The 23,269-nt window shown below is 41.6% G+C and carries 22 protein-coding genes and 1 pseudogene; 11 read left to right on the plus strand and 12 right to left on the minus strand.

What is annotated here, in order from left to right; translation table 11 throughout:
- Positions 1 to 20: 20 nt before the first annotated feature.
- Positions 21 to 164 (minus strand): hypothetical protein, encoded by a 144-nt coding sequence (locus tag VB732_RS18740; RefSeq protein ID WP_323232415.1) that lies wholly within the window; start codon positions 162 to 164, stop codon positions 21 to 23.
- Between the two features lie 203 nt (positions 165 to 367).
- Between VB732_RS18740 and VB732_RS18745 the strand changes: the two genes are divergently transcribed.
- The gene (locus VB732_RS18745) at positions 368 to 1,900 is read left to right on the plus strand and encodes a TrkH family potassium uptake protein (RefSeq protein WP_323232416.1); all 1,533 of its coding nucleotides are present in this window, start codon (positions 368 to 370) and stop codon (positions 1,898 to 1,900) included.
- A gap of 161 nt (positions 1,901 to 2,061) precedes the next feature.
- Positions 2,062 to 2,217 (plus strand): hypothetical protein, encoded by a 156-nt coding sequence (locus VB732_RS18750; RefSeq protein ID WP_323232417.1) that lies wholly within the window; start codon positions 2,062 to 2,064, stop codon positions 2,215 to 2,217.
- Here the strand turns inward: VB732_RS18750 and VB732_RS18755 are convergent.
- From VB732_RS18755 to VB732_RS18770, 4 genes are all read right to left on the minus strand, one after another.
- Positions 2,214 to 2,474: a hypothetical protein gene (locus tag VB732_RS18755; RefSeq protein ID WP_323232462.1), complete on the minus strand. Its 261-nt coding sequence runs from the start codon at positions 2,472 to 2,474 to the stop codon at positions 2,214 to 2,216. The genes VB732_RS18750 and VB732_RS18755 overlap by 4 nt on opposite strands.
- Before the next feature lie 221 nt (positions 2,475 to 2,695).
- Complete coding sequence (cbiE, locus tag VB732_RS18760) at positions 2,696 to 3,922, minus strand: precorrin-6y C5,15-methyltransferase (decarboxylating) subunit CbiE (RefSeq protein WP_323232418.1); 1,227 nt, start codon at positions 3,920 to 3,922, stop codon at positions 2,696 to 2,698.
- A 260-nt stretch (positions 3,923 to 4,182) separates the two neighbouring features.
- Positions 4,183 to 5,391 carry a 4-hydroxy-3-methylbut-2-enyl diphosphate reductase gene (locus VB732_RS18765; protein WP_323232419.1) on the minus strand — a complete coding sequence of 403 codons (1,209 nt, stop codon included), beginning with the start codon at positions 5,389 to 5,391 and terminating at the stop codon, positions 4,183 to 4,185.
- A 118-nt stretch (positions 5,392 to 5,509) separates the two neighbouring features.
- Entirely contained in the window at positions 5,510 to 6,343 is an 834-nt protein-coding gene (locus VB732_RS18770) for an SGNH/GDSL hydrolase family protein (protein ID WP_323232420.1), read from the minus strand.
- Here VB732_RS18770 and VB732_RS18775 point away from each other — a divergent pair.
- Positions 6,264 to 6,512, plus strand: a complete 249-nt coding sequence (locus VB732_RS18775) for a hypothetical protein (protein WP_323232466.1) — start codon at positions 6,264 to 6,266, stop codon at positions 6,510 to 6,512. The genes VB732_RS18770 and VB732_RS18775 overlap by 80 nt on opposite strands.
- Positions 6,513 to 6,548: 36 nt before the next feature.
- Here VB732_RS18775 and VB732_RS18780 read toward each other — a convergent pair whose 3' ends face one another.
- Entirely contained in the window at positions 6,549 to 6,872 is a 324-nt protein-coding gene (locus VB732_RS18780) for a YnfA family protein (protein ID WP_323232421.1), read from the minus strand.
- A gap of 218 nt (positions 6,873 to 7,090) precedes the next feature.
- Between VB732_RS18780 and VB732_RS18785 the strand changes: the two genes are divergently transcribed.
- Both VB732_RS18785 and VB732_RS18790 read left to right on the plus strand, forming a co-directional pair.
- Positions 7,091 to 11,818 carry a GAF domain-containing protein gene (locus tag VB732_RS18785; protein WP_323232423.1) on the plus strand — a complete coding sequence of 1,576 codons (4,728 nt, stop codon included), beginning with the start codon at positions 7,091 to 7,093 and terminating at the stop codon, positions 11,816 to 11,818.
- A gap of 243 nt (positions 11,819 to 12,061) precedes the next feature.
- Positions 12,062 to 12,157: pseudogene (locus tag VB732_RS18790) on the plus strand (peptidase); the annotation flags it as partial.
- A gap of 189 nt (positions 12,158 to 12,346) precedes the next feature.
- Here VB732_RS18790 and VB732_RS18795 read toward each other — a convergent pair.
- The 5 genes from VB732_RS18795 to VB732_RS18815 all read right to left on the minus strand — a co-directional run bounded on the left by VB732_RS18795 (position 12,347) and on the right by VB732_RS18815 (position 15,332).
- A complete protein-coding gene (locus VB732_RS18795) occupies positions 12,347 to 13,285 on the minus strand; it encodes a DUF3445 domain-containing protein (protein ID WP_323232463.1) in 939 nt (312 codons plus the stop codon).
- Positions 13,286 to 13,459: 174 nt separating this feature from the next.
- Positions 13,460 to 14,017, minus strand: coding sequence for a methylmalonic aciduria and homocystinuria type D protein (locus tag VB732_RS18800; RefSeq protein ID WP_323232425.1), 558 nt, complete (start codon positions 14,015 to 14,017; stop codon positions 13,460 to 13,462).
- Positions 14,018 to 14,049: 32 nt separating this feature from the next.
- The gene (locus tag VB732_RS18805) at positions 14,050 to 14,244 is read right to left on the minus strand and encodes a hypothetical protein (protein ID WP_323232426.1); all 195 of its coding nucleotides are present in this window, start codon (positions 14,242 to 14,244) and stop codon (positions 14,050 to 14,052) included.
- 81 nt (positions 14,245 to 14,325) lie between these two features.
- Entirely contained in the window at positions 14,326 to 14,532 is a 207-nt protein-coding gene (locus VB732_RS18810) for a glycogen debranching protein (RefSeq protein ID WP_322643091.1), read from the minus strand.
- Positions 14,533 to 14,678: 146 nt separating this feature from the next.
- A complete protein-coding gene (locus tag VB732_RS18815) occupies positions 14,679 to 15,332 on the minus strand; it encodes a MotA/TolQ/ExbB proton channel family protein (RefSeq protein WP_323232428.1) in 654 nt (217 codons plus the stop codon).
- Between the two features lie 303 nt (positions 15,333 to 15,635).
- Between VB732_RS18815 and VB732_RS18820 the strand changes: the two genes are divergently transcribed.
- The 4 genes from VB732_RS18820 to VB732_RS18830 all read left to right on the plus strand — a co-directional run bounded on the left by VB732_RS18820 (position 15,636) and on the right by VB732_RS18830 (position 17,018).
- Positions 15,636 to 15,989, plus strand: a complete 354-nt coding sequence (locus VB732_RS18820) for a PadR family transcriptional regulator (protein WP_323232429.1) — start codon at positions 15,636 to 15,638, stop codon at positions 15,987 to 15,989.
- A complete protein-coding gene (locus VB732_RS18825; RefSeq protein ID WP_323232430.1) occupies positions 15,874 to 16,461 on the plus strand; it encodes a hypothetical protein in 588 nt (195 codons plus the stop codon). The genes VB732_RS18820 and VB732_RS18825 overlap by 116 nt, the downstream gene beginning before the upstream one ends.
- Positions 16,462 to 16,620: 159 nt before the next feature.
- On the plus strand, positions 16,621 to 16,797 hold the full coding sequence (locus VB732_RS35995; protein ID WP_409339947.1) for a DUF6888 family protein: 177 nt from the start codon (positions 16,621 to 16,623) through the stop codon (positions 16,795 to 16,797).
- Complete coding sequence (locus tag VB732_RS18830; RefSeq protein ID WP_229562225.1) at positions 16,794 to 17,018, plus strand: DUF6887 family protein; 225 nt, start codon at positions 16,794 to 16,796, stop codon at positions 17,016 to 17,018. The genes VB732_RS35995 and VB732_RS18830 overlap by 4 nt, the downstream gene beginning before the upstream one ends.
- A 3-nt stretch (positions 17,019 to 17,021) precedes the next feature.
- Here the strand turns inward: VB732_RS18830 and rsmH are convergent, their stop codons facing one another.
- Entirely contained in the window at positions 17,022 to 17,918 is an 897-nt protein-coding gene (gene rsmH, locus VB732_RS18835) for a 16S rRNA (cytosine(1402)-N(4))-methyltransferase RsmH (RefSeq protein ID WP_323232431.1), read from the minus strand.
- A gap of 412 nt (positions 17,919 to 18,330) precedes the next feature.
- Between rsmH and VB732_RS18840 the strand changes: the two genes are divergently transcribed.
- Both VB732_RS18840 and VB732_RS18845 read left to right on the plus strand, forming a co-directional pair.
- Positions 18,331 to 19,515: an NAD(P)H-quinone oxidoreductase subunit H gene (locus tag VB732_RS18840; RefSeq protein WP_323232432.1), complete on the plus strand. Its 1,185-nt coding sequence runs from the start codon at positions 18,331 to 18,333 to the stop codon at positions 19,513 to 19,515.
- Between the two features lie 241 nt (positions 19,516 to 19,756).
- Positions 19,757 to 23,212, plus strand: coding sequence for a helicase-related protein (locus VB732_RS18845; protein WP_323232433.1), 3,456 nt, complete (start codon positions 19,757 to 19,759; stop codon positions 23,210 to 23,212).
- Positions 23,213 to 23,269: the final 57 nt, after the last annotated feature.

The following is a 23,269-nucleotide window of genomic DNA, read 5'->3' on the forward strand; positions in this document are numbered from 1 at the left end:
CGCCCATCGCTGTGCTTACCTCAATGGATTATTGTCGGTTTGAGCCACTTTAAAAAGTGAGATGCTCCCGGATTAGTAATACCCGGATTTCTCACCACACCTCTTAAAGCCTGCGCTTGTGCAGGGTAGAAGTAATGAGTAAGAAGTAAGAAGTTTTTACTCATTACTCATTACTCATTACTTCTCCCCTGCTCCATCAAACGCCTCGAGCTTGTGAGAAATGCGGGTAATAGCGATCGCCACAGACAAAGCTCTATGGTAAATATGTTAAGAACAAGAATCAGTCAGCAAGTGAAAGTTAATAAGCGAAAATTGCCAGTTTGAACTTGGCAGAAGTTAGATAAAGTTAGTTGATTGTAGATTAAAGGTGAAAATTAAGATTTACTGGCTGAACCGTTACACTAAAACAATTTTACGAGATGTAGGCTTATTACTCCATGTACCAGGTGTAATGGCGCTGCTATCATTACCCGTGTGCTTGATATTTGGTGAGTATTATGCCATTTGGCCGTTTGTATTCACAGCAATAATTTCTTTTAGTTTAGGACAGTTGCTTTATCAAGTATTTCGCCAAGCTGAAGCCGCAGAGATCCAACACGCAATGTTAATCGTGGCTTTGAGTTGGGGAGTAATTCCTCTATTGGGGACGATTCCGTTTGTGGCGATCGCTTCTTATCTGGCTGCATTTCCCGAAACCTCGCAAACTATCCGTGAGTTTCAGCATCCTTTAAACGCTATCTTTGAAGCTGTTTCTGGGTATACCAGTACAGGATTAACAATGGCTCTTGATGCGAGTCAGCTACCTCACACGCTGCAATGGTGGCGATCGTTCACCGAGTGGATAGGTGGTGTGGGAATAATTGTACTCATGCTGTCGGTGCTTGAACCCAATGCAGATCCCGATCAACTCTACCAAGCCGCAGGACGACAGAAAAAAATTGCTCCCACGATTGCTGGAACTGCGCGTAAAATTTGGAAAATTTACCTGCTATACACGGTATTTAGCGTACTGGTATTAGGTTTATTAGGTATGCCTTGGTGGGAAGCTGTTAATCACGCCATGACTGGCATTTCTACGGGTGGTTTTTCCATTACTAGCGATAGCTTGACTGTGTATACACCAATTTTAAAGTTAGCTGCGATCGCAATTATGATTGCTGGAGCAATTAGCTTTTCGGTACACGCACAATTTCTCAGTCAGCGCCGACTCTCTCCCCTGTGGAGAAATCCTTCACATCGGGCGCTATGGCTACTACTAGTATTAGGAACAATATTACTGCTACTTACACATTACTCGTTTACAGGGTCACTTAGTTGGCTCGACAGTTTATTTCAATGGGTTTCAGCCTTAACAACCTGTGGTTTTAATACCGTTAAAATCCAAGATTGGAGTCCCAGTGCCAGATTGTTGATGAGTCTGGGAATGATTTTTGGTGCGGCTTCTGGTTCCACCTGTGGCGGACTCAAACTTAGTCGCATTGTTACTCTATATAAAGCTGTAGTGTGGCATTTACAGCAGATATTTCTCAAATCTGACCAGCATATTAAATACAAGCTTGATGGTCAAGAACTTACGGAAATTGAAGCTCATCGTCAAATTAGAACAGCTACAGTTTTGACAACACTTTGGCTAGGATTTTTAGGAGTGGGAGTATTTGTTTTGCTCCACGTTGTACAACCGCAATATACAGTTCCCGATGTCATTTTAGAGGCAGCTTCCGCAATGGGAACTTCAGGATTATCAGTAGGAATTACCAACCCAGACTTGCATTGGATAGGTAAACTAATTTTAATTTTGTTTATGTGGATGGGACGAGTGGAAATTATTCCGGTGCTAGTGCTGTTTGCTTCCTTTTTACGTCCAGTACGGCAAGTAGTTAAGATTAAAACTGGGCAATAATTATTAATGGGCATTAGGTATAGAACATCTACCTATCGAGTTCAATGGCTCTTATGCCAATTTAATACGATATCTATGTATCTGGTAACGATCGCCAACACTAAATGAATTGCCAATTTACCCTGAAGCGGTTTTGAACTATATATTTTGTGATGCACCTTATGACAAATAAATATAATATTCTTTGCTGGTTAATCTGCGGAATGTGGGATTTAAGTGCGAAGTTTGAAAAAGGTGCGATCGCATCATCAGAAAATCCACACCAAGAAGGTTATTTAGTTGGTACTAATCATTTACCTAGAATGGGAGTAATTTAAGATTCATCTAGTGAATCGCCACCAATAAACAATCTTTTTTTACTGCGCTTCAACTGTTTCCAAAGTGCTTTAATTTGTTTGTAAGCATCTTCTGGTTTAAGCTTTCCAGATGTTTCTAAGCTGGCAATGTAGCCAACTTTGTGAGCAAATTCTTGAAGGTTGGCATTAAATACTAAATTCTCTGGCTTAACTTGACCGTAATAGCGACTACGAACGTAAAGAAATTTGTTTTTGCTGTCAAGATTAGGCTCATCCATTACTTCACCCCCAATTAAGTGACTTTTAGCAACGATAATCACAACAAAGATTAATTGCTTCAATGAAGAAATTGCCGCAATTATTGTTGAACCATGAGCGAGTCTAAAAGGGAACACAAAAATAAGTATACAGCAACTAGCCAGTTGTTAGTTATCTGGGCTAAGTATTTTTTCCTTCGCTCTATATCTGACCACCTCGAACCAAGAGTTTATAGTCTGCACTAGTTTTTCAGTTTTTCAGACTTTACAACTACCCATTGTGTTACACCCGCCATTCCTCGCCAGCCCAAAAATTTACCAATAGGTTCCGCCCTCTGAATGGCAACGCGAATTAAATCTCCACCGACTCGTTCATGCCATTGAAATAAAGTTTGCTCACCCTTTACCGTCACTACATTTGCTACCAAACGTCCACCCGGCGGCAGTGCTTCCCAGCAAACATCAAAAAGTCCCGTTGCTGTAACCCCACCACCAATAAAAATGGCATCTGGTGCTGGTAGATTTTTCAGGGCATGGGGCGCTTTTCCTTCAATAATTTGCAGATTTGGAGTACCGAGAGTGGCGGCATTATCGGCAATATAGAGTAGTCTAGATGAGTTTTGCTCGATCGCGATCGCTCGACACCGAGGATTACTCCGCATCCATTCGATGGAAATTGAGCCACAACCCGCCCCAACATCCCACAACAGTGCGCCTGGTGTAGGTGCTAAAGCTGCTAAGGTAATTGCCCTAACTTCACGCTTTGTTAACTGTCCATCGTGGTGGTAAGCGTTATCTGGTAATCCTGGTAATCTTGGCAAAGGGATAACCCCAGCATCAGCAATACAATAAACTGCGATCGCATTCAACGCAGCAATTTCAGTTTCACTCCAAGATGCAGCCGTCCCTTCTACAATTCTCTCATGAGTGCCGCCCATACGCTCCAGCACGGTAATTTTGCTGCTACCATAGCCGCGATTTGTCAAAATCTCTGCAACAATGGCGGGTGTGTCCTTTCCTTCACTCAAAATCAACAGCCGCGCTTTTGGGTAAATATAAGACTGGAGTAGAGAGGATGGACGACCATTCAAACTCAAGGTTTCCACCTCAGTTAAAGACCATCCCATCCTGGCACAGGCGAGGCTAAAGGTTGAAGGTGCGGGGATAATTGTCATTTCAGAGACGGGAATTCGCCGCATCAAGGTGACACCAATGCCGTAACACATCGGATCGCCGCTTGCGAGTACGCAAATTGACTCACCTCGACGCTGAGTGATTTCGTCTATAGATGCGCTAATAGGGGATGTCCAGACTAGTTTTTCACGTTGATCGTCTGTAGAAAGCATAGCTAAATGGCGATCGCCTCCCACAATTACTTTAGCTTGATCGAGTAAAGAACGAGCGATCGGGCTTAACCCTTGTAATCCATCTTCCCCAATGCCGACGATAGAAAGCCATTTCCCTGTCATGCTAATTCATGATTAATAACTAACTCTTTCTTCTTTCTTTTCTTTGCGTCCTGCCCTGCGGGAAGCCACTCCGTGTCTATGCGTCCTTCTCTAACGAGACGCAGCGCGATAACGGTTCGTTTCTTAATCTATGTTTTTCACAACTTAAATAGGATTGCTATGTAATGTCTAAACTAGTTTTGAAAGTTCGTAGTAAGGACTTTAGCGCTGAAAAAATAAGGACTAAAGTCTTTACTACGAACTTGCTTACTTGATAACTTTTAAACCAACGCTGCTGTTGCTTTCAATGCAAAAATTTTCTCAATCACATCTTCTACAACCTTATCTGGCGTGGAAGCACCAGAAGTAATTCCCACGACAATTTCACCGTCTGGCAACCACTTTTCTGTAGTTATTAACTGCCCATTTAATTGCCGATGTTCTATAGAATCTCCTGATTTAATCCGTTCAACAGTATCAATATGATAAGAAGGAATTCCTCGCTCAAAAGCAATTTGTTGCAATTGCGTAGTATTGGATGAATTAAAGCCACCAATTACTACCATCAAATCTAATTTATGTTCCACCAATTCCAACATTGCATCTTGGCGTTCTTGGGTGGCATCACAAATAGTATTGAAGCTTTGGAAATGCTGATTTAACTCGGTGGGGCCATACTTCTGTAACATAGTCCGCTCAAAAAGCTTGCCGATTTGCTCAGTTTCGCCTTTTAGCATCGTAGTTTGGTTAGCAATACCAACTCTTGCTAAATCTTGATCGGGGTCAAATCCTGCTGAACAAGCTTTAGCAAATTTTGTCAGGAATTCTTCACGGTCGCCACCATTGATAATATAGTCAGCAACATATTGCGCTTCTTGCAAATTCAACACAATCAAATACTTGCCAGCAAAGGAACTAGTTGCAACTGTTTCTTCGTGCTTATATTTACCGTGAATTATTGATGTATAATCGATTTTTTTGTGCTTTTCTACTGTATTCCAAACTTTAGATACCCAAGGACAAGTCGTATCAACAATTTTGCAGCCTTTATCGTGAAGGATCTGCATTTCTTGAACGCTAGCTCCAAAAGCGGGTAATATCACTACATCACCAATACCAACAACAGAAAAGTCTTTATTCTTTCCTTCAATGGGGATGAATTCTACTTCCATCTCCTGCATTCGCCGATTTACAGAAGGGTTGTGGATAATCTCGTTAGTAATCCAGATATGTTCTGTGGGGAAGTGCTGACGAGTTTCGTAGGCCATAGCCACAGCCCGTTCTACACCCCAGCAAAACCCAAAGGCTTGTGCTAGTCGGATGGTAACATCACCTCGTTGCAAGATGTAATTGCGATCGCGGATTTCCTGAATCAAGTTACTCTGATATTCAGATTGCAATTGGGTAGCAACTTCTGCTTGATGGCCAAAGCCCTTGCGATTGTAATTCTCTGAATGTTGCAGGCTGCGCTTAAAAGCTTTTGTATCCATTAGATTTGTCTACTTAAACCACTATTTCTTATTTTCTCGCGCCAAGACGCGATTTATACGGTGTTGTATTCAAAGATATTACTTCTTTTTGTCCTTTAGCCTTTTTCTTGCCAAGGATTTAACGCTGGGGTTTTAATTCGATATTGCTATAAATCTGCAATGCAGAACGCCAAACTATATACCCTTCGGGACTTAAATGTAAGCCATCAGTAGTAAATTCGCGGCGGAGATTTCCTTGCTTGTTGGTAAACAGGGGATATAAATCAAGATATTTGACACCTCTTTTGGTAGATATGCTTTGCAGTTGCTGATTCAACCTCCGAATGCGACTATTGGCAACAGCTAGAAGCTTATCTCGGCCTTTCCAGGTTGCTTCCTGTGCCCCATGTGGCAAAATCGATTGAACAACAATTTGTGCGGTGGGATGCGTCTTTCGGAGGTAATTGATAATTTGTCGTTGATTATCTAAAATTACCTGGTCACTCACCCCCCGAATTAGGTCATTAATGCCAATCATCACAAAAATTACCTCTGGCTTAGTGCGATCAAATATCTTCAATCTTCTCAAGAGTCCATTGCTGGTTTCGCCAGAAATCCCTTGATTAAGCCAATTTTTACCTTCGGGTAATAATTCAGGGGGAAACCACAAACTCAGAGAATCTCCCGCCAGGATGGTTAAATTTGGGGGACGTTGGTCAGCAGCTACCTTGGCTTCTTGTTGGAGGATGTTTACCCACTCTTGGTAAGTGAGTTGGTGACGGCGACCCAAATCAGGTGTAGCAATTTGGGTTGAGTTGTTGAGATTGATTGCTTCTGGGGATGTTACTATCCCAAAAAAAGCGGCTAATTTCTGCTGTTGCCAGATTAGCAGAATGACCGCCAACATTAGGATGCCGTTGGTTAACAGCGAGAAAAATGCCCAGATAGGAAAGGTTTTAAGAGAAGTAGACACGACTAGCGAAATTTACCAATTATTTGAATCAAATTTTAACGCTAGCGATCGCAAATCAGCCCCATTTTGGATTTTAGATTTTTCTTCCAATCCAAAACCCGTCATTGCGAGCGAAGCGAAGCAATCGCAAGGGCTGGGATTGCTTCGCTTCGCTCGCAATGACAATTGAGCATTTTTTTACTTGGAGTACTCTTACCTATTTTATTTAAGTTCTCGGTGCAAACATAATAATGAGAACACTTACTAAAGCTAAACATGCCCCGATGAGGTCGTAGCGGTCTGGAGTTACCCCGTCTATCTTCCAACTCCAAAGCATTGCTATTGCAATGAATACACCACCGTAAGCGGCGTACACTCTGCCAAAATTTGCCGATTGAAAAGTTGCAATAACCCCATAGAAAGCTAAAGCAACTCCTCCCAATACGCCCCACCAGAACGGCTTACCTTCTCGCAACCACAACCAGATTAGGTATCCGCCCCCAATTTCAAATAAACTAGCCCACAAAAAATACAACAGAGACTTAATCATTTAACTGATTTGTTCATAAGGTCGAACTCAGTGAAATTACGCTAACGCTTTTAACTAAAGTGTTGTCATTAATTAAAGTAAGTGTTGAACTGGGCATTGGGCATTGGGCATTGGACATCGGGCATTGGGCATTGGGCATGGTAATCTCCTTGTCTCTCCTTATCTGCCTCATTACCTTGCCTCTTCCCCAGGCTCCAGAATGTAGATAAGGCTTAAGGATGAAAGCACCATTACCTAATAACGAAGCACAGAGAATCGAGACACTTTTGGAGTATAAAATTCTCGACACGCCCTCTGAAGCTGCCTTTGATGACCTCACTCGTTTAGCCTCGTATATTTGTCAGACTCCTATTGCCTTAATTAGCTTAATTGATACAAATCGCCAGTGGTTCAAGTCAAGAGTCGGTTTAGATACCCTAGAAACACATCGAGATTTAGCATTCTGTAGCCATGCTATTTTACAGCCTGACGTTTTTGTTGTATCTGATGCAAAAAATGACGAAAGGTTTGCCACCAACTCACTGGTTACATCTGACCCAAATATTCGATTTTATGCTGGTGTACCTCTGACTAACCCTGAAGGATACGCTTTAGGAACTTTGTGTGTGATTGATTACATCCCACGGGAACTTACTCCAGATCAGATAGAGGCATTACAAGCATTAGGCCGTCAAGTCATCAAGCAACTGGAATTGCGCCGAAATTTAGCAAGTTTGGTACTTGTTACCAAGAAAAGCAAACAGGCACAAAAAGTAAGCAAACAATTTTTCAAAAAGATTGCAGCAGGTTTTGGTGTAGCGTCATTAATTTTAGTTTTGATTGGTGTGGTTTCCTATCAAAATACAACAATATCTACTAACAACCGCAGTGTCCTAAAAAATACTTATAAAACAATTAACAGTTTAGAAGTACTACTATCTCAAATAAAGGATGCGGAGACTGGGCAACGTAATTACATTATTACTGGAAAACAAACTTATTTAAAACCTTATCAAGCATCGCTTACTAACATCGATCAAGCAATTGTCAAATTAAAGAATTTAAGCACAGATCAACCAAAGCAACAAAAGCAGATTGCCAGGCTTGAATTCTTGATTGCAGCTAAATTTACTGAGCTAAACCAGACTATCAACTTACGCCAGAACAAGGGAGAAGAGGCGGCGTTGCAGGCATTAGTGACAAATAAAAGTCAAAATCTCATGGATGATATCCGTAAGGCAGTCAATGAGATAGAGAACGAGGAAAGGACGCGGCGGCAGCAACTTTCACAAACAGCACAAGCCTGGACTCGCAAAACAACTGTGACAATTGCGATCGCAATTTGCCTAAGTTTGATCGTTCTTGCTGTAGTCTACTATTTCATCTATCGTGAGGTGACAGAGCGCAAAAGGACAGAGGAAACCCTAGATCAAGAACGCAACTTTATTTCAGCAGTCCTTGATACAGCCAGCGCGTTGGTGATAGTTCTCGATTCTCAAGGACAAATCGTTCGCTTCAATCAAGCTTGTGAGCAAATAACGGGTTACTCCTTCGAGGAAGTGAGGGGTAGGTATTTTTGGAACTTGTTCTTACTTCCTGAAGAAGTGGAGTCAGCCAAAGCAGTTTTTAAGCAATTGCTAACTGGTAGAGATTTTCTGGAGAACGAAAACCATTGGGTAATGAAGGATGGCAGCCGTAGACTGATTGCCTGGTCAAATACCTTTTTAAAAGACTATGAAGGGTCAGTGGAATATATTGTTGCCACTGGCACTGATATCACCGATCGCAAACGAGTACAACAGCATTTAACTGCACAATACGCTGTAACTCGTGTTTTGGCAGATTCTACCACAATCAACGAGGCTAACCCCCGAATCCTGCAAGGAATCTGTGAGAGTTTGGCATGGGATTTAGGCGAAATTTGGATGGTCGATCAGCAAGCAAATGTGCTGCGTTTTCTTTCTTTTTGGCATCAAGCATCCCTGGAAGTGCAAGAATTTGAGGCACTGAAGAGGCAAACCACATTTATAGAAGGAATTGGGCTACCTGGGCGTGTCTGGGCTAGTTCTGAAGCTGTTTGGCTCACCGATATCGTTAACGATCTGAATTTTCCTCACTTTAAAATCGCGGCTCAAATAGGACTACACACAGCTTTCGGTTTTCCAATTCGCACTGGTAACAAAATCCTGGGCGTGATTACCTGCTTCAATCGTGAAATTAAACCGCCTGACCAAGATTTAATCAACACGATGAATTCTATTGGTGAGCAAGTGGGCCAATTTATTCAGCGTAAGCGGGCTGAAGAGGAATTACAACGCCAAAACTTGCGATCGCAACTTTTTACCGAAATCACCCTCAAAATTCGCCAGTCTTTGCAAATCGAAGAAATTCTTGAAATCACTGTCAAGGAAGTACAAAAAATTCTCCAAACTGACCGAGTTTTGATCTATCAGTTTTTACCAGATGAGTCTGCAACCAGCGTTGTTGAAGCAGTAGTTTCTGGCTTACCAACAATCAAAGAGCAAAATATAACCGCCCCTTACTTGCGAGCAGAATACCTACAACAATACTATCTACAGCAGTACCGTCAAGGACATATTTTAGGACTAGCTGAATTAAATTTACTCGAAGTCCAACAAAGTGACCTGGAATTAATCCAACAGTTTGGGGTCAAAGTCAACTTTGTTGTACCTATTCTAGTAAAAGAAGAACTTCGCGGTTTGCTCATAGTCCATCAGTGTGATGATTCTCACCAATGGTCTAGTTTTGAAACTCATCTCTTGCGGCAAATAGCCGACCAAGTAGGTATTGCTTTAGCCCAAGCTCAACTTCTAAAAGCAGAAACTCGTCAGCGACAAGAACTTGAAATTGCCCGTCACCAAGCTGAATTAGCTTCTCAGACTAAAAGTGCTTTTTTGGCAAATATGAGTCATGAAATTCGCACTCCCATGAATGCTGTATTAGGGATGACGAGTTTGATGTTGGATACTCCTTTAAATCCAGAACAACGAGATTTTATTGAAACAATTCGTATTAGTGGAGATGCCCTTTTAAGTTTAATCAACGAGATTTTGGATCTTTCTAAACTTGAGGCTGGAGAGATGACTCTCGAAACTCTAAATTTTGACTTATCGATTTGTGTTGAAGAAGTGGTGGAATTATTGGCTTCATCAGCCCATAGTAAAGGATTAGAAATTGCTGCACTAATCGATCGCAATGTCCCTACCCATCTTCAAGGCGATGCTAGTAGGTTACGGCAAATTCTGATGAACCTAATCAGCAACGCTATCAAATTCACTAGTGTTGGTGAAGTCGTAGTCCAAGTAGAATTGCGATCGCCTTTGGGAAAACCGTTACTTTCCTCCACTACAGCCACCATTCATTTTGCCATCACAGATACAGGTCTAGGTATTAGCCCTGAAGATCAACGCAAACTCTTTACACCATTTACTCAAGTAGATGCTTCTACCACTCGCAAGTATGGTGGTACTGGTTTGGGATTAGCCATCTGCAAACAATTGGTGACTTTGATGGGAGGAGTTATCGGGGTAGAAAGTCAGATGGGAAAAGGATCTAAGTTTTGGTTTGAGGTTCCCTTTACCAAACAACCTCAGCCTGTTTTACCAAAATGCGATGACTTGTCTGTGGTATCTTCCGCTAACGACGACACCAAGGGCGATCGCAGGCTTTTGAACAATCGCCGCTTATTAGTGGTGGATAAAAATGCTACTAATTACAAAATTATTTACCATCAAGCTACTGGTTGGGGAATGCAGGTAGATCAAGCTGACAGTGTTGAAGCTGCACTCATTGCTATTCAGGAAGCTTGTGAACAGGGAAATTCTTATGATGTGGTCTTGATGGATATAGAAATGCCTCAAACTGGCACAACTTTAGAAGAACAAATTAAAGCCAATTCTGCAATTGCTCACATCCCTTTGATTGTACTTACTTCTATTAATCAACGTGCCCAATTGCAAAGGGCAGCCAAAATAGGGTTTTCTGCTTATTTAGTCAAACCTGTTAAATCCTCTCGGCTCCTCGATACCATCATGACTATTCTAAAAACTCAGCCGAAACCAGGAGAGGCTACCAAAGAAATCCTAAGTACAGATTCCAGTATTCTTACTTCCTCTTACCCTAATCCCTCTACTCAATCTAAGTTAAGAATCCTCTTAGCCGAAGATAATTTGGTGAATCAAAAAGTCGCTCTCAAGCAACTCCAGACTTTGGGTTACAAAGCCGATGTCGTTGCCAATGGAAAGGAAGTATTGCAGCAATTAGAAAAAATTCCTTACGATTTGATTCTCATGGATTGCCAAATGCCAATTCTCGACGGTTTAGAAACCACAAAAGAAATTCATCGTTGGCAAGAGGACGCTTTTGCTTTGCGTCGTCGGCCTGTGGTGATTGCGATGACGGCTAATGCGATGAAAGAAGATGAGCAAATGTGTCTCAATGCAGGAATGGATGACTATCTGAGTAAGCCAGTATTTAAAGAAAAATTGGCTGCAACACTAGAGCATTGGACAGGCGTTATCCTCTCAAAACAGGAGCCAATTGTTGATGAACAGACAGTCACCACAAACAACGACACATCTAACCTAGCAATTGATTGGGAACACTTGCATCGGATATCAGGGAATGACTCAGAATTTGAATTAAGTCTATTGCAAGTATGTGTTAAAGATATTAAACCCCGTTTAGAGATCATTATTGCTGCGATCGCATCTGATGACTTTGGGCAAATTGTGCGAGAAACTCATCATATCAAAGGTGCTACTGCCAACATTGGAGCCACAGCTATGTATGTAGTAGCTGACAAACTAGAAAAGTTAGCTTACCATCAAGACCTTAGAGATGCTACCAACTTAGTTTTAGAGTTAAAAGAATTTGTTAACTCTATTCAAGAATTTTTAGAAAGAAAGAGTTCAGTAGGACTTACGCAAAACTACACAATTCATTAAAATTATTCTTTTCCTTATAAGGCGATAACTCTTTGCCAAAGTCAATTTTTTAATGTAGACGCATTCGCGGAGCGTCTCGTAGAGAAGCGGCTTGTCGCAGGCTACCGCGCAAGGAAGCAAAGAGAAAAAAGAAATAAAAAAATGCTCAACTGAACCGTATTGAGCAATAATCTGGATTTGAGACAAAGTTCTCTACCTTATCAAGTTGTAAACTGCTATAGTTTCCATTGGAGATTTTGGATAATGCGTTCATTTCGCAAGTACCACCGGACTTTGGCGATTATTCTGGCTTTACCACTTGCTGTAACATTATTAACTGGTATTGCAGCTACCTTATTGACACTCCCCACGGCTTTTAGCCGGGGGATTCTTGCTTCAAAGGGATTCCAATGAATTTACCCTCGGCAAGCATCTTGACCGTATGCCCTACGGCTGCAAGTCCCCGATTGAGAACTACTTGAAAAGACCAAAATCTGAATAAGGATTAGTCAAAAGCGATCGCACTCTCTGCAAATAAGATTTAATACCTCACCCTTCCTCTAACCACTCCAAAATACTATCTTTGCTCTCTACTAGACCCTTGTATACTAAAGATTCTGGTGTCATGGACTGAATTGCAGCATACAGTTTAGACCGTAACACTGAGTCTTTTTTAACAAAGCTACAGTCTCTAAAATAAGTACGAATACTAAATAGTGCCGCTTCATACTCCGGTAGCCCCCAAATTACTTGGCGCTCAATTCGCAGATAAAGCCTGGGATGCTGTAAATCAAAGCTTCTACCTTGCCATTGGCTAACTGACACACCAGACGGTGGTTTGGGATGGTGGTTAAGGCGGGTGTCGGTACTTAAACCCCAAGCAAAGCGCACCATTGGTTTATGGGTAATCATTGTATTAGCGATCGCACCTGCACGCCGATTAATTTTTTCCATCCCAGCCACAGGTGCATGGATTGTGGCAAAGTCCTTGCCAATTTTCTCCTCAGCTGACCAATGGTTAGGATAGCAGAGATGAACTGCACCCAACCAGTTGCTAGCATCAGCACGGCAGATAATTGTCAGGTCTTCTTGTACCTGTGTTGCAAGTGCATCAAGGGTAGAGGCGTAAGCTGGAACAACAGTCCCCTCAACTTGCTGTAACTGCAACTCTGAATCTAAATAGAGAGTTTCTTTGGTAAGCTGGCTGTGGAATTTCAGAGTGTTATCTCTTGACCTTTGGCAATGAAAATGCTGTGGGTGTTCTTGGATGAGGCGATTAATTATTAAACGAGCGATCGCACCTGCCACGGCCTGAGAATAATTGCAGGTTTGGTAGTACTTGCTCAAACGTTCCCCACGCGCTAAAAGTTTAATCTGACGGTAGTGGGCAAAATTATCATCAATTTGAAATACCTGCCGATCAGCCTGAGTATTACCACAGGAGCCAAAAGCCATCATCCCCGGCTTTACTTCGTAGCGTCCACTCATCAGAGGGAAATAGCAAGCCGCACTATTAGAGGCTTCGACTGTCCTAGCTTCCTGGAGCAAGTTGTCTAAAGACACAGGTATTACTATCCGTCTTTACATACCCATTTCTAACATACATAAAGATATGAGGGAGAAATAACCCATACCCAATAACCAATGACAAATGACCAATGACTAATACTCAATTTCTTTCCACCCATGCATCGATGCTATACCTTTTGTAATCAATTCGATCAAAATTGGCGGAGCTTCTGATATCAAGATGCTAGGATAAACTGCTGCACCCCATTCAGGATGCACTAGTACACGGCATTGATTTTTAATCACTGGATAGTTGAGTAAAGCTTGGACAACTGCTGTGTCATCGTGGGGAATTGCTCCGGGATGAGACAGTAAAGGATAGCCTGTACGAGGGTCAATTAGGTCTGTTAAATAGCCGCGATCGCGCAGATTAAATGCTAAATCACAGCCAAATCGCATGAATTTTTCTCGTAAGCGTTCTTTCTCTGACTCTACTTTTGCCGTCTTTTTGACTAATTGATAACGCGATTGCTGTAAGACAATCACTACTCTTAAAAATGGCTGCCGTTTCCAATCTGGTAATATCCGTTCGCAGTTGGCACAGATATATTGGCTGGGAGCGTGAATTGAAATTTGAACCGCTTGCCCTGTTTCGCCAACTAAATTAATAGGACAGGCTTGATCCGAAGTGTAAACTTTGGGATAGTTCACTAAATTGATTCGGCTTATACAAGTTTTTTAATTTAATCTCCGGTATAGATGATAGCTCTTAAAAGTTCAGAAAAATCATCGATTTCTTCTTTTATGTTACTTTTTTTAGAAGTATTTGCTAATAATTTGATACTTTTAATCCGAATTTTATCCTTTATTAACCTGTTCTCATCTAATTTGGTGCGATCGCTGTAGGCATTGGCAGAGATGAAGCGTATGGTAGACAAGCGATGCATCTGGCGGGCTACGCCTACGCTCCTGAAATCTGCTCGATCAAAACTTTAAAAAATGAACTCCATTTCACCCAATTAATTGAGTTTTAAAGAATTCACCGGTACTTCATCCCAAGAATCTACCGTCCGCAATTGCGCTATCCAGCCTGCTTCCTTTTGCGCCTCAGTCAAATTATTCTGGAAGGAATCATGACACTCTTTAGCTTGAGATTCATTACAAGTAGCAATACAGGCATGAATCATCCCAGACGGATCAATTTGCTCATTTACCCAAATAGTCATGGAATATTCCCTCAAAAACTGTATTGAAAAAAGCTATTAGTTATTTTAGAACACTATTAGAGATGAAAATTGTAGAGCAAAATCGGTAACAAGTATTAAATTAATCTCAATTACCGATTGCCAATTTACAATTATCTAGTTCCGCTTCATCGTGTAGGCGCATAAGATTTATCGCCTCTTTCGTAGCGACGGCGGTAGAGTAATTCGAACTGTCCACCATATTCTTGAATCCAAGCAATCTGGCGCTGATAGAGTCCCCGGAAGGTATTGGCAAATAATAGTGTAAAGATTGCTACTACTAAACCTGATGCTGTGGATACTAAAGCTTCACTAATTCCAGATGTGACACCTGTTGTTTTAGTACCTCCCACATCTCCAATATTTAGAGAGGCAAAGGAGTTAATTAATCCTAAGACAGTGCCGAGAAGTCCCAACAACGGCGCAAGACCAATAATTGTCTCAAAAATATTTTGCGATCGCTTAAGTAAGGGGATTTCGGCTTGGGCTTCGCTTTCTAATGCCAAACGAAATTCTTCTGGTGTCGGCTCCTCTAATTCTAAAGCTGCTAAAAAAATCCGAGCAATGGGTAAATCAGCATTTTTTTGCAATTTATCTAAAGCACCAACTACATTATCAAGGCGATAAAGCTGTAGCACCTCTCGCACTACCTTGTTTTGCCGATTATTTATCCTTACCCAAAAGATGATCCGTTCGATAATCAGCGCCACCCCTAACAAGGAAAACGCCAGCAGAGGCCACATTACGATGCCACCCGCCGTAAACAGATTACTAATTTCCATCTACTCTTTTTTAACTCTTCAACAACGCTAGGTTAACAGATTGTTGTTTTGGCGAAGCTGATATCAGTAAACCAAAAGGAATTGCTCGTAAGTTTTAAAGTGTGAGCAGCCAGTACGGGTTGCCGAAATTGCATATATGTTTTACAGCAATTATCAAATTTATAAGATACGCTGGATTTAAGATAAAAGTCTTGCTGCTCCGTTAGAGGAGTCGTAACAGCGAGTAGGCTTGTTGCCCTATAACAAGGGTCGTAACAACGAGAAATGTCTAAACACACATGGCGTCAAAGATGGGTAACAAAAATGACAAAAGTTGCAAGTCAAACACTTAACAAAGGTTCAACCAATGCCCAAGTTTCACCACGAGAAGAAATCGTATTGCTTGCACTCTACAACAAAGAACTCTATGGTCTCCAAATTCCGCAGGCTATGGAAGAGGCTAGCGGCGGTAATACTAAGATGGGGATTGGCACCCTTTACCCTGTTCTCCATTCTCTGGAAAAGAAAGGGCTTGTCGAATCCCGTTGGGGAGATGAAGGGCGTGAAGAAAGAGGTGGAGCAAGACGGCGCTATTACAAACTTACAGGTAGCGGCGTTGCGACTCTCGAAGCCGTCCAGTCTTTCCGCTCTAACCTACTTACTTGGCAGCCCAGTTAGTGGAACAGCAGGTATTCAACTTGAAGATAACGATTGGGAATTTACTATAAAAGAAATTCAACTCAAGACACAACACCTGGAAGCCATAACATCTTTAAAATCAGAGGAAGTTATCAAAGTTGTGGAAGAGTTGATAGTTCAGAAAGTGGTGAACGATTTAGAAGACTCAGTAGAAAATCTAGAGAAGCTCTCTAAGTTAAAGAAGAGATTACGCAAGTATAAAAAATCTGATCCTGCTGAAACTTGGGCTAGTAGGTGGATAGCTTGCCCAATTGCTTACCTCTTCCCCTCCGAACGACGTGAAGAATGGCTAGGGGATTTGTACGAAGTGAATTGGGAGATGCTGCACAAAGACTATCCTCGTTGGGTGGTTAATCTTAATAATGTCTGGAAAACTGTCATCCTGGTAATTTCTGCTTTAAAAATCAGGCTGTCAGATTTCTTCTCACTAGGTAAAGTCAGGAGCGAGTAGAGGAAAATCGATTTTTAAGGATGGCGTAGAGTAATTTACCACTACGCCATTTCCCTTTTATCTATTTTGTTCTCTTGGAGATGTCCATCGCGGTGCATCGCAGGTTATTGAGAATTTATTTATAGCAGTAACTTTAACAAATGTTAAGGAGTTCAGATTATTCCTACACCAGAACAAAAAACACAGTGCTACATATTGTGCTGCTGGTTTACTAAGCTTTACTTGCCGATTAATATCGTTCGTATGGATGAACGGACAAAAAATCTATTCTTCTTGGCAGGTGAGGAAAATATTATAGAAATATACCCTAACGGTAAATGGAGATACATAGGATGAGCAAGCCTAATTTTCATGCAATGAGTCAGAAAGAGCTACATGATTACGTTCTTGCTCATCGGGAAGATCAAGAAGCCTTCTACGCTTATGTCGATAAGTTGCATCTCGAAGGTAATTGGATTGAAATGCCGCCGTTACAGTCAGAACAAGATTTAGAAAATTATCCTAACTTCATTGAGCGTATTCGCAGCAGTTCCGAGCCACAAGATGGAGCAGCTTAAGGCTTACAGCAGCTTTTCTGCTATCCTTAATTTTGCCGATCGCGATCGCGGATTTTTCCCAATTTCCTCTTCTTGAGCAATAATCGGTTTTTTTGTCAATACTTTTAATAAAGGTGAATTTCTTAAACCATGTTTCACCGGACGGTCTTCTAAACTGTGAAAACTGATAATTGCAATTCTGCCGCCAGGGACAAGGGCATTTGGGGCTTTATCCAAAAAGGTTTCTAGGGATTTTAACTCATCGTTGACGACAATTCGCAGAGCTTGAAATACACGGGTAGCGGGGTGAATTCTCCCATAACGGTATTTAGGGGGAACTGAAGAAGCGATCGCATCAGCCAATTCTGTAGTCGTGTGTAACGGTCGGCGTTCTACAATACGTCTGGCAATGCGCCGTGATAATCTCTCTTCGCCGTACTTAAAGAAAATATCCGCTAATTCTGCCTCATCCCAATTATTAATCACATCAGCAGCAGTTAGCGATCGCCCTCGATCCATTCGCATATCCAAATTCGCAGCTTGGCGAAAGCTGAAACCCCTCTCTGCTTGGTCTAAATGGTAAGAACTCACCCCCAAATCAGCGAGAATACCATTGAAAGTATTGGGGGTAAATTGGTAGTCAGCAAAATTGCTGTAAATAAATTGTATGCGATCGCCAAACTCTGCTAATTCTTTCCTTGCTGCTGCTAAAGCATCTTCATCTTGGTCAACAGCCGTTACCCGCACATCTTCAGCAGCTTCTAATATTAGGCGACTGTGACCACCACCACCTACCGTTACATCTAAATAATGTCCGCCTGGACGAACCGCCAAACCCTCAATTACCTCTCTTCCCAACACGGAAATATGAGAAAAAGCCAGTTCTTCTAAATCTAGCGGTGTTTGTAAATCTGATTTCATCTTTAAATTTTAATTTTATTTTTGTTTCTATTTAGTAAGACTTACACCAAAAACCTCTTAAACTCCTATTCCTCTGTGTCCTCTGCGTCCTCTGTGGTTCGATTTAAGTCCTATTTAACACTCAATCCCAATACTCAACATCAAGATTTTAAATGCAAAAAGAGATTACATGAAAAAAAACCTGTGCCTCAATCCCTTGCATATCAAGCTTCCCTATAATAATTGAAGAGGTGCAACGAAATGAAACAATTACAACTCCTGCGCTGCTATCCTCTCTCCAACATAACCCTGTAGAGTCAAAATTATATAGATTGCCCCTACAAACCTCATTTTGGCAGACTAGATAAATCGGCTGTGGTTGGCATCTAGGCGGTTCAATTCAAAATTTTCACGAACGGAGAACACGAAATCTATGACCAGACTAGAAACCCGCACTGAACCAATGGTGCTAAACATGGGGCCACACCACCCCTCAATGCACGGGGTTCTGCGGCTAATCATGACTCTGGATGGCGAGGATGTCGTTGACTGTGAACCAGTTATCGGCTATTTGCACCGGGGAATGGAAAAAATCGCCGAGAACCGTACTAATGTAATGTACGTTCCTTACGTTAGTCGCTGGGACTACGCGGCGGGAATGTTCAACGAAGCGGTTACTGTTAACGCCCCAGAAAAACTTGCAGGTGTTGCTGTCCCTAAACGCGCTAGCTACATCCGCGTCATTATGCTGGAGTTGAACCGCATTGCTAACCACTTGCTATGGTTTGGCCCCTTCCTTGCTGACGTAGGCGCACAAACTCCCTTCTTCTACCAGTTCCGCGAACGGGAGATGATTTATGATTTGTGGGAAGCAGCCACAGGTTATCGGATGGTAAATAATAACTACTTCCGCGTTGGTGGAGTAGCGGCTGATTTACCTTACGGTTGGGTAGATAAGTGTCTGGAATTCTGCGACTATTTATTGCCTAAAGTTGATGAGTATGAACGTTTAGTAACCGATAACCCCATCTTCCGGCGACGTGTTGAGGGTATTGGTACTATCACCCGTGAAGAAGCAATCAACTGGGGACTTTCTGGCCCAATGTTACGCGCATCTGGTGTGCAATGGGATTTGCGGAAAGTTGACCATTACGAGTGTTACGACGATTTCGACTGGGATGTACAGTGGGAAACCGCCGGTGATTGCTTTGCGCGTTATGTAGTGCGGATGCGGGAAATGCGCGAATCTGTGAAGATTATTCGCCAAGCAGTTAAAGGACTTCCTGGCGGCCCTTACGAAAATCTGGAAGCCAAGCGTTTAGCCGCAGGTAAAAAATCCGAGTGGGACGCATTTGATTACCAATTCATCGGCAAAAAAGTTTCCCCCACTTTCAAGATACCCAAGGGTGAAATCTATGCCCGTGTAGAAAGTGGTAAAGGTGAATTGGGGATTTATTTAGTTGGCGATGATAATGTCTTCCCTGCACGTTGGAAGATTCGCGCCGCAGATTTCAACAATCTCCAAATTGTTCCACATTTACTGCGCGGCATGAAGGTTGCAGATATTGTGGTGATTCTCGGTAGTGTTGATGTAATTATGGGGTCTGTGGATAGGTAGAAAATATCTATCTAAGTATTTTAGAGCAGTTGTATTACAGTGCAACTGCTCTTTTTTTATGGCATTAAAAATTTCTTCCTTCTCTTCCTTGGCGTACTTGGCGGCTTGGCGGTTCGTTCAAAAATTTATCGAACCGCCAAGTCGCCAAGAACGCCAAGAAGAATGCACCCTTCACTAATCTAGCTAGAAAAATTTTTTACTCATATAACATAAGTACAAAATATTTATCGAGTTTTAAATAATGCCCCGCATTTTTGACAACATTGATTTACAACTGCTGCCGATTTTACGAGAAACCCTCAAAGTCTCTTATCGCGCAGACTTTTGCGTTGGCTACTTTAATCTCAGAGGTTGGCGAAGAATTGATGATTTAGTCGAACAGTATGTTGGTAGTGAAAATGCTTGTTGTCGTTTGCTAATTGGGATGCAAAGCTTACCCAGTGATGAAGTTCATGCAGCATTTAGCCTTGTTAGTGGTGATGGACGGATTGATAACAGTAGCATTGTGCGGTTTAAAAAACGGATGGCGGCGGAATTTCGCCAGCAGTTGACTATCGGTGCGCCGACTAATCAGGATGAAGCGGGGTTACGGCGGTTAAGTCATCAGTTAAAAACTCAGAAACTAATTATTAAACTGTTTTTGCGGCATTCTCTCCACGCTAAGTTATATCTTGTGCATCGCAATGACCCTAATACCCCAACAGTGGGATTCTTGGGTAGTAGTAATTTAACCCTTCCCGGACTGGCAAAACAAGGGGAGTTGAATGTTGATATTTTAGACCATGATGCTTGTAATAAACTGCAAAAGTGGTTTAGCGATCGCTGGCAAGATTACGGTTGTGTAGATATTTCCCAAGAGTTGGCTGAAATTATTGACCAGAGTTGGGCTAGGCAAGAGTTGGTTTCGCCTTACTACATCTACCTCAAGATAGCTTACCACTTATCCCATGAAGCGATCGCAGGACTTTCTGAATTTCGTATCCCCCGCGAATTTAATAACTTATTTGATTTCCAGAAAGCTGCCGTACAGCTAGCAGCGCGTCATGTAACTAGGCGTGGTGGCGTATTAGTAGGTGATGTGGTCGGTTTGGGTAAAACTTTAGTTGGAACCGCCCTGGCCAAAATATTACAAGAAGATTGTTTTTTAGAAACACTAATTATTTGCCCAAAAAACCTAGTTTCAATGTGGCAAGAATATAAAGATAACTATCGATTACTTGCCGAAATTATGCCAATTAGTCAAGTACAAAATAAATTACCAAAACTCCGGCGTTATCGAGTTGTGTTAATTGATGAAAGTCATAATTTACGGAACCGCGAAGGTAAACGTTATCGAACAATAATAGAATATATTGCAGCTAACGAAAGTAAATGTATTTTATTGTCTGCTACTCCTTACAATAAAAGTTATCTTGACCTTTCTGCTCAACTGCGGCTATTCGTGCCAGAAGACCAAGATTTAGGATTAAGACCAGAAGCTTTAATTAATGAACTTGGTGGCAGTTCCATAGGAGAATTAGAGTTTATTAGAAAACATCAATGTTCTGTCCGTTCTTTAGCGGCTTTTGAAAAAAGCGAACATCCTGATGACTGGCGAGAATTGATGAAGCGTTACATGGTACGACGCACTCGTTCATTTATTAAAGATAATTATGCCCACACAGATGAAACAGGGCGGAAATATTTAGAATTTTCTGATGGAGGACGCTCTTATTTTCCCCAGCGTGTGCCTCGTAGTCTCAAGTTTCCTCTAGAAGGTTCTAGCACTGACTTTTATGCTCGTCTTTACTCTGAGTTAGTCGTAGAAGTAATTAATAAACTTAATTTACCGCGTTATGGGCTAGGGAATTACATTATTGCTAAACCCAAACAGCCGCCTACAGACACCGAACAACGTTTTATTAATAGCTTATTTCGTGGTGGTAGGAGATTAATGGGATTTTCGCGCACCAATTTATTTAAACGTTTAGAAAGTAGTGGTGTTGCTTTTATTCAATCAATTGAACGCCATATATTACGAAATTTCATTTATTTATATGCTTTAGAACATGGGCTTGATATTCCTATTGGAACTCAAGAGGCTGAGTTATTAGATACAAGTAATAATGATGAAGATGCCGATTCTGTTGTAGCAGCCTTGTTTGATACTGAAACGGAAGAAGATGATTCTGACCTAACCCCCCAGCCCCTTTCCCTAGTAGGGAAGGAGGAGAATTCAAAGCCTCTCTCTTTGCAGGAGAGAGGTCTTCCAAATTATGTGAAAAGTCAAGAAAATATTTTTCGTCAAAGAGCAGAATCAATTTATCAAGAATATACAACTCGATATCAACGGCGATTTAAGTGGTTGCGTTCTACGCTTTTTGATATTAAAAAACTGAAACGGGATTTGTTAGAAGATGCCAAAGCACTGATTAATATACTGCAAGAGTGTGGCGAGTGGAATCCCCAAAAAGATGAAAAACTTGCAGCCTTAATTAAACTGCTAACAGAAACTCACCCCAAAGACAAAGTACTAATTTTCACCCAGTTTGCTGATTCAGTCCGCTATCTTGTAGACAATTTGCAGTTGAGTCAAATTACTCATGTAGCAGGAGTGACAGGACAAGCTAAAGACCCAACAGTAATGACGGGAAAATTTAGCCCTGTGAGTAATGGAAAACGTGAGCAAATTTCATCATCAGATGAGTTGCGGATTTTAATAGCTACCGATGTTTTGAGTGAAGGCCATAATTTGCAAGACTGTGCAATTATCGTCAATTGGGATTTACCTTGGGCGATTATTCGCTTAATTCAACGCGCCGGACGAGTAGACCGCATTGGACAAAATGCAGAACAAATCCTCTGTTATTCTTTTTTACCAGCCGAGGGAGTGGAACGGATTATTAACTTGCGGGGACGACTTCGTAAACGATTGCAAGAAAATGCTGAAGTAGTGGGAACTGATGAAGCTTTTTTTGAAGATGATGATGCACGGGTAATTCTTGATTTATACAACGAGAAATCTGGAGTTTTAGATGGCGAAGAAGATACAGAAGTTGATTTGACATCAGAAGCATTTCAAATTTGGAAAAAAGCCACAGATGGTAATCCGGGTTTAAAAAAAACGATTGAAGAAATGGAAAATGTAGTTTATTCTACTCGCGCCCATACTCCGCAACCTGTGCAACCAGAGGGGGTATTGCTTTATATGAAAACCACCGAGGGAAATGATTCTTTAATTTATGTTGACCGCAATGGAAATAGCGTTACTCAATCACAATTAGCAGTTCTTCGAGTAGCAGCGTGTGAAGAATCTACCCCAGCGATACCGAGAGATAAACAGCATCACGAGTTAGTAAACAAGGGTGCTGAATTGATTGCTGAAGAAGAGAAAAATGCAGGGGGTCAATTAGGACGGCCATCAGGTGCAAGGTTCCGTACTTACGAACGATTGAAAAGTTATGTTCAAGAAATGAAGGGAACATTATTTGTTAGTGAAGAACTTTTAAAAGCAATTGATGAAATTTACCGTCATCCTTTGCGACAGTCAGCCATTGATACTCTGAATCGTCAACTGAGAAGTGGTATTAATAATCAGGTGTTGGCTGATTTAGTTGTATCGTTACGGATGGATGACCGTTTGTGTATTGTCACAGAAGAACTGGATAAGCGAGAACCTCAGATTATTTGTTCTTTGGGGTTATTTGATAATTTGTAATTTCTCATTAAGGCAATAGACGCGATAAATCGCCGTCTCTACAAGGGGTTAATTATT

Origin of the sequence: Nostoc sp. UHCC 0252 (assembly GCF_034931145.1) — a bacterium.
Classification (GTDB): domain Bacteria; phylum Cyanobacteriota; class Cyanobacteriia; order Cyanobacteriales; family Nostocaceae; genus Nostoc.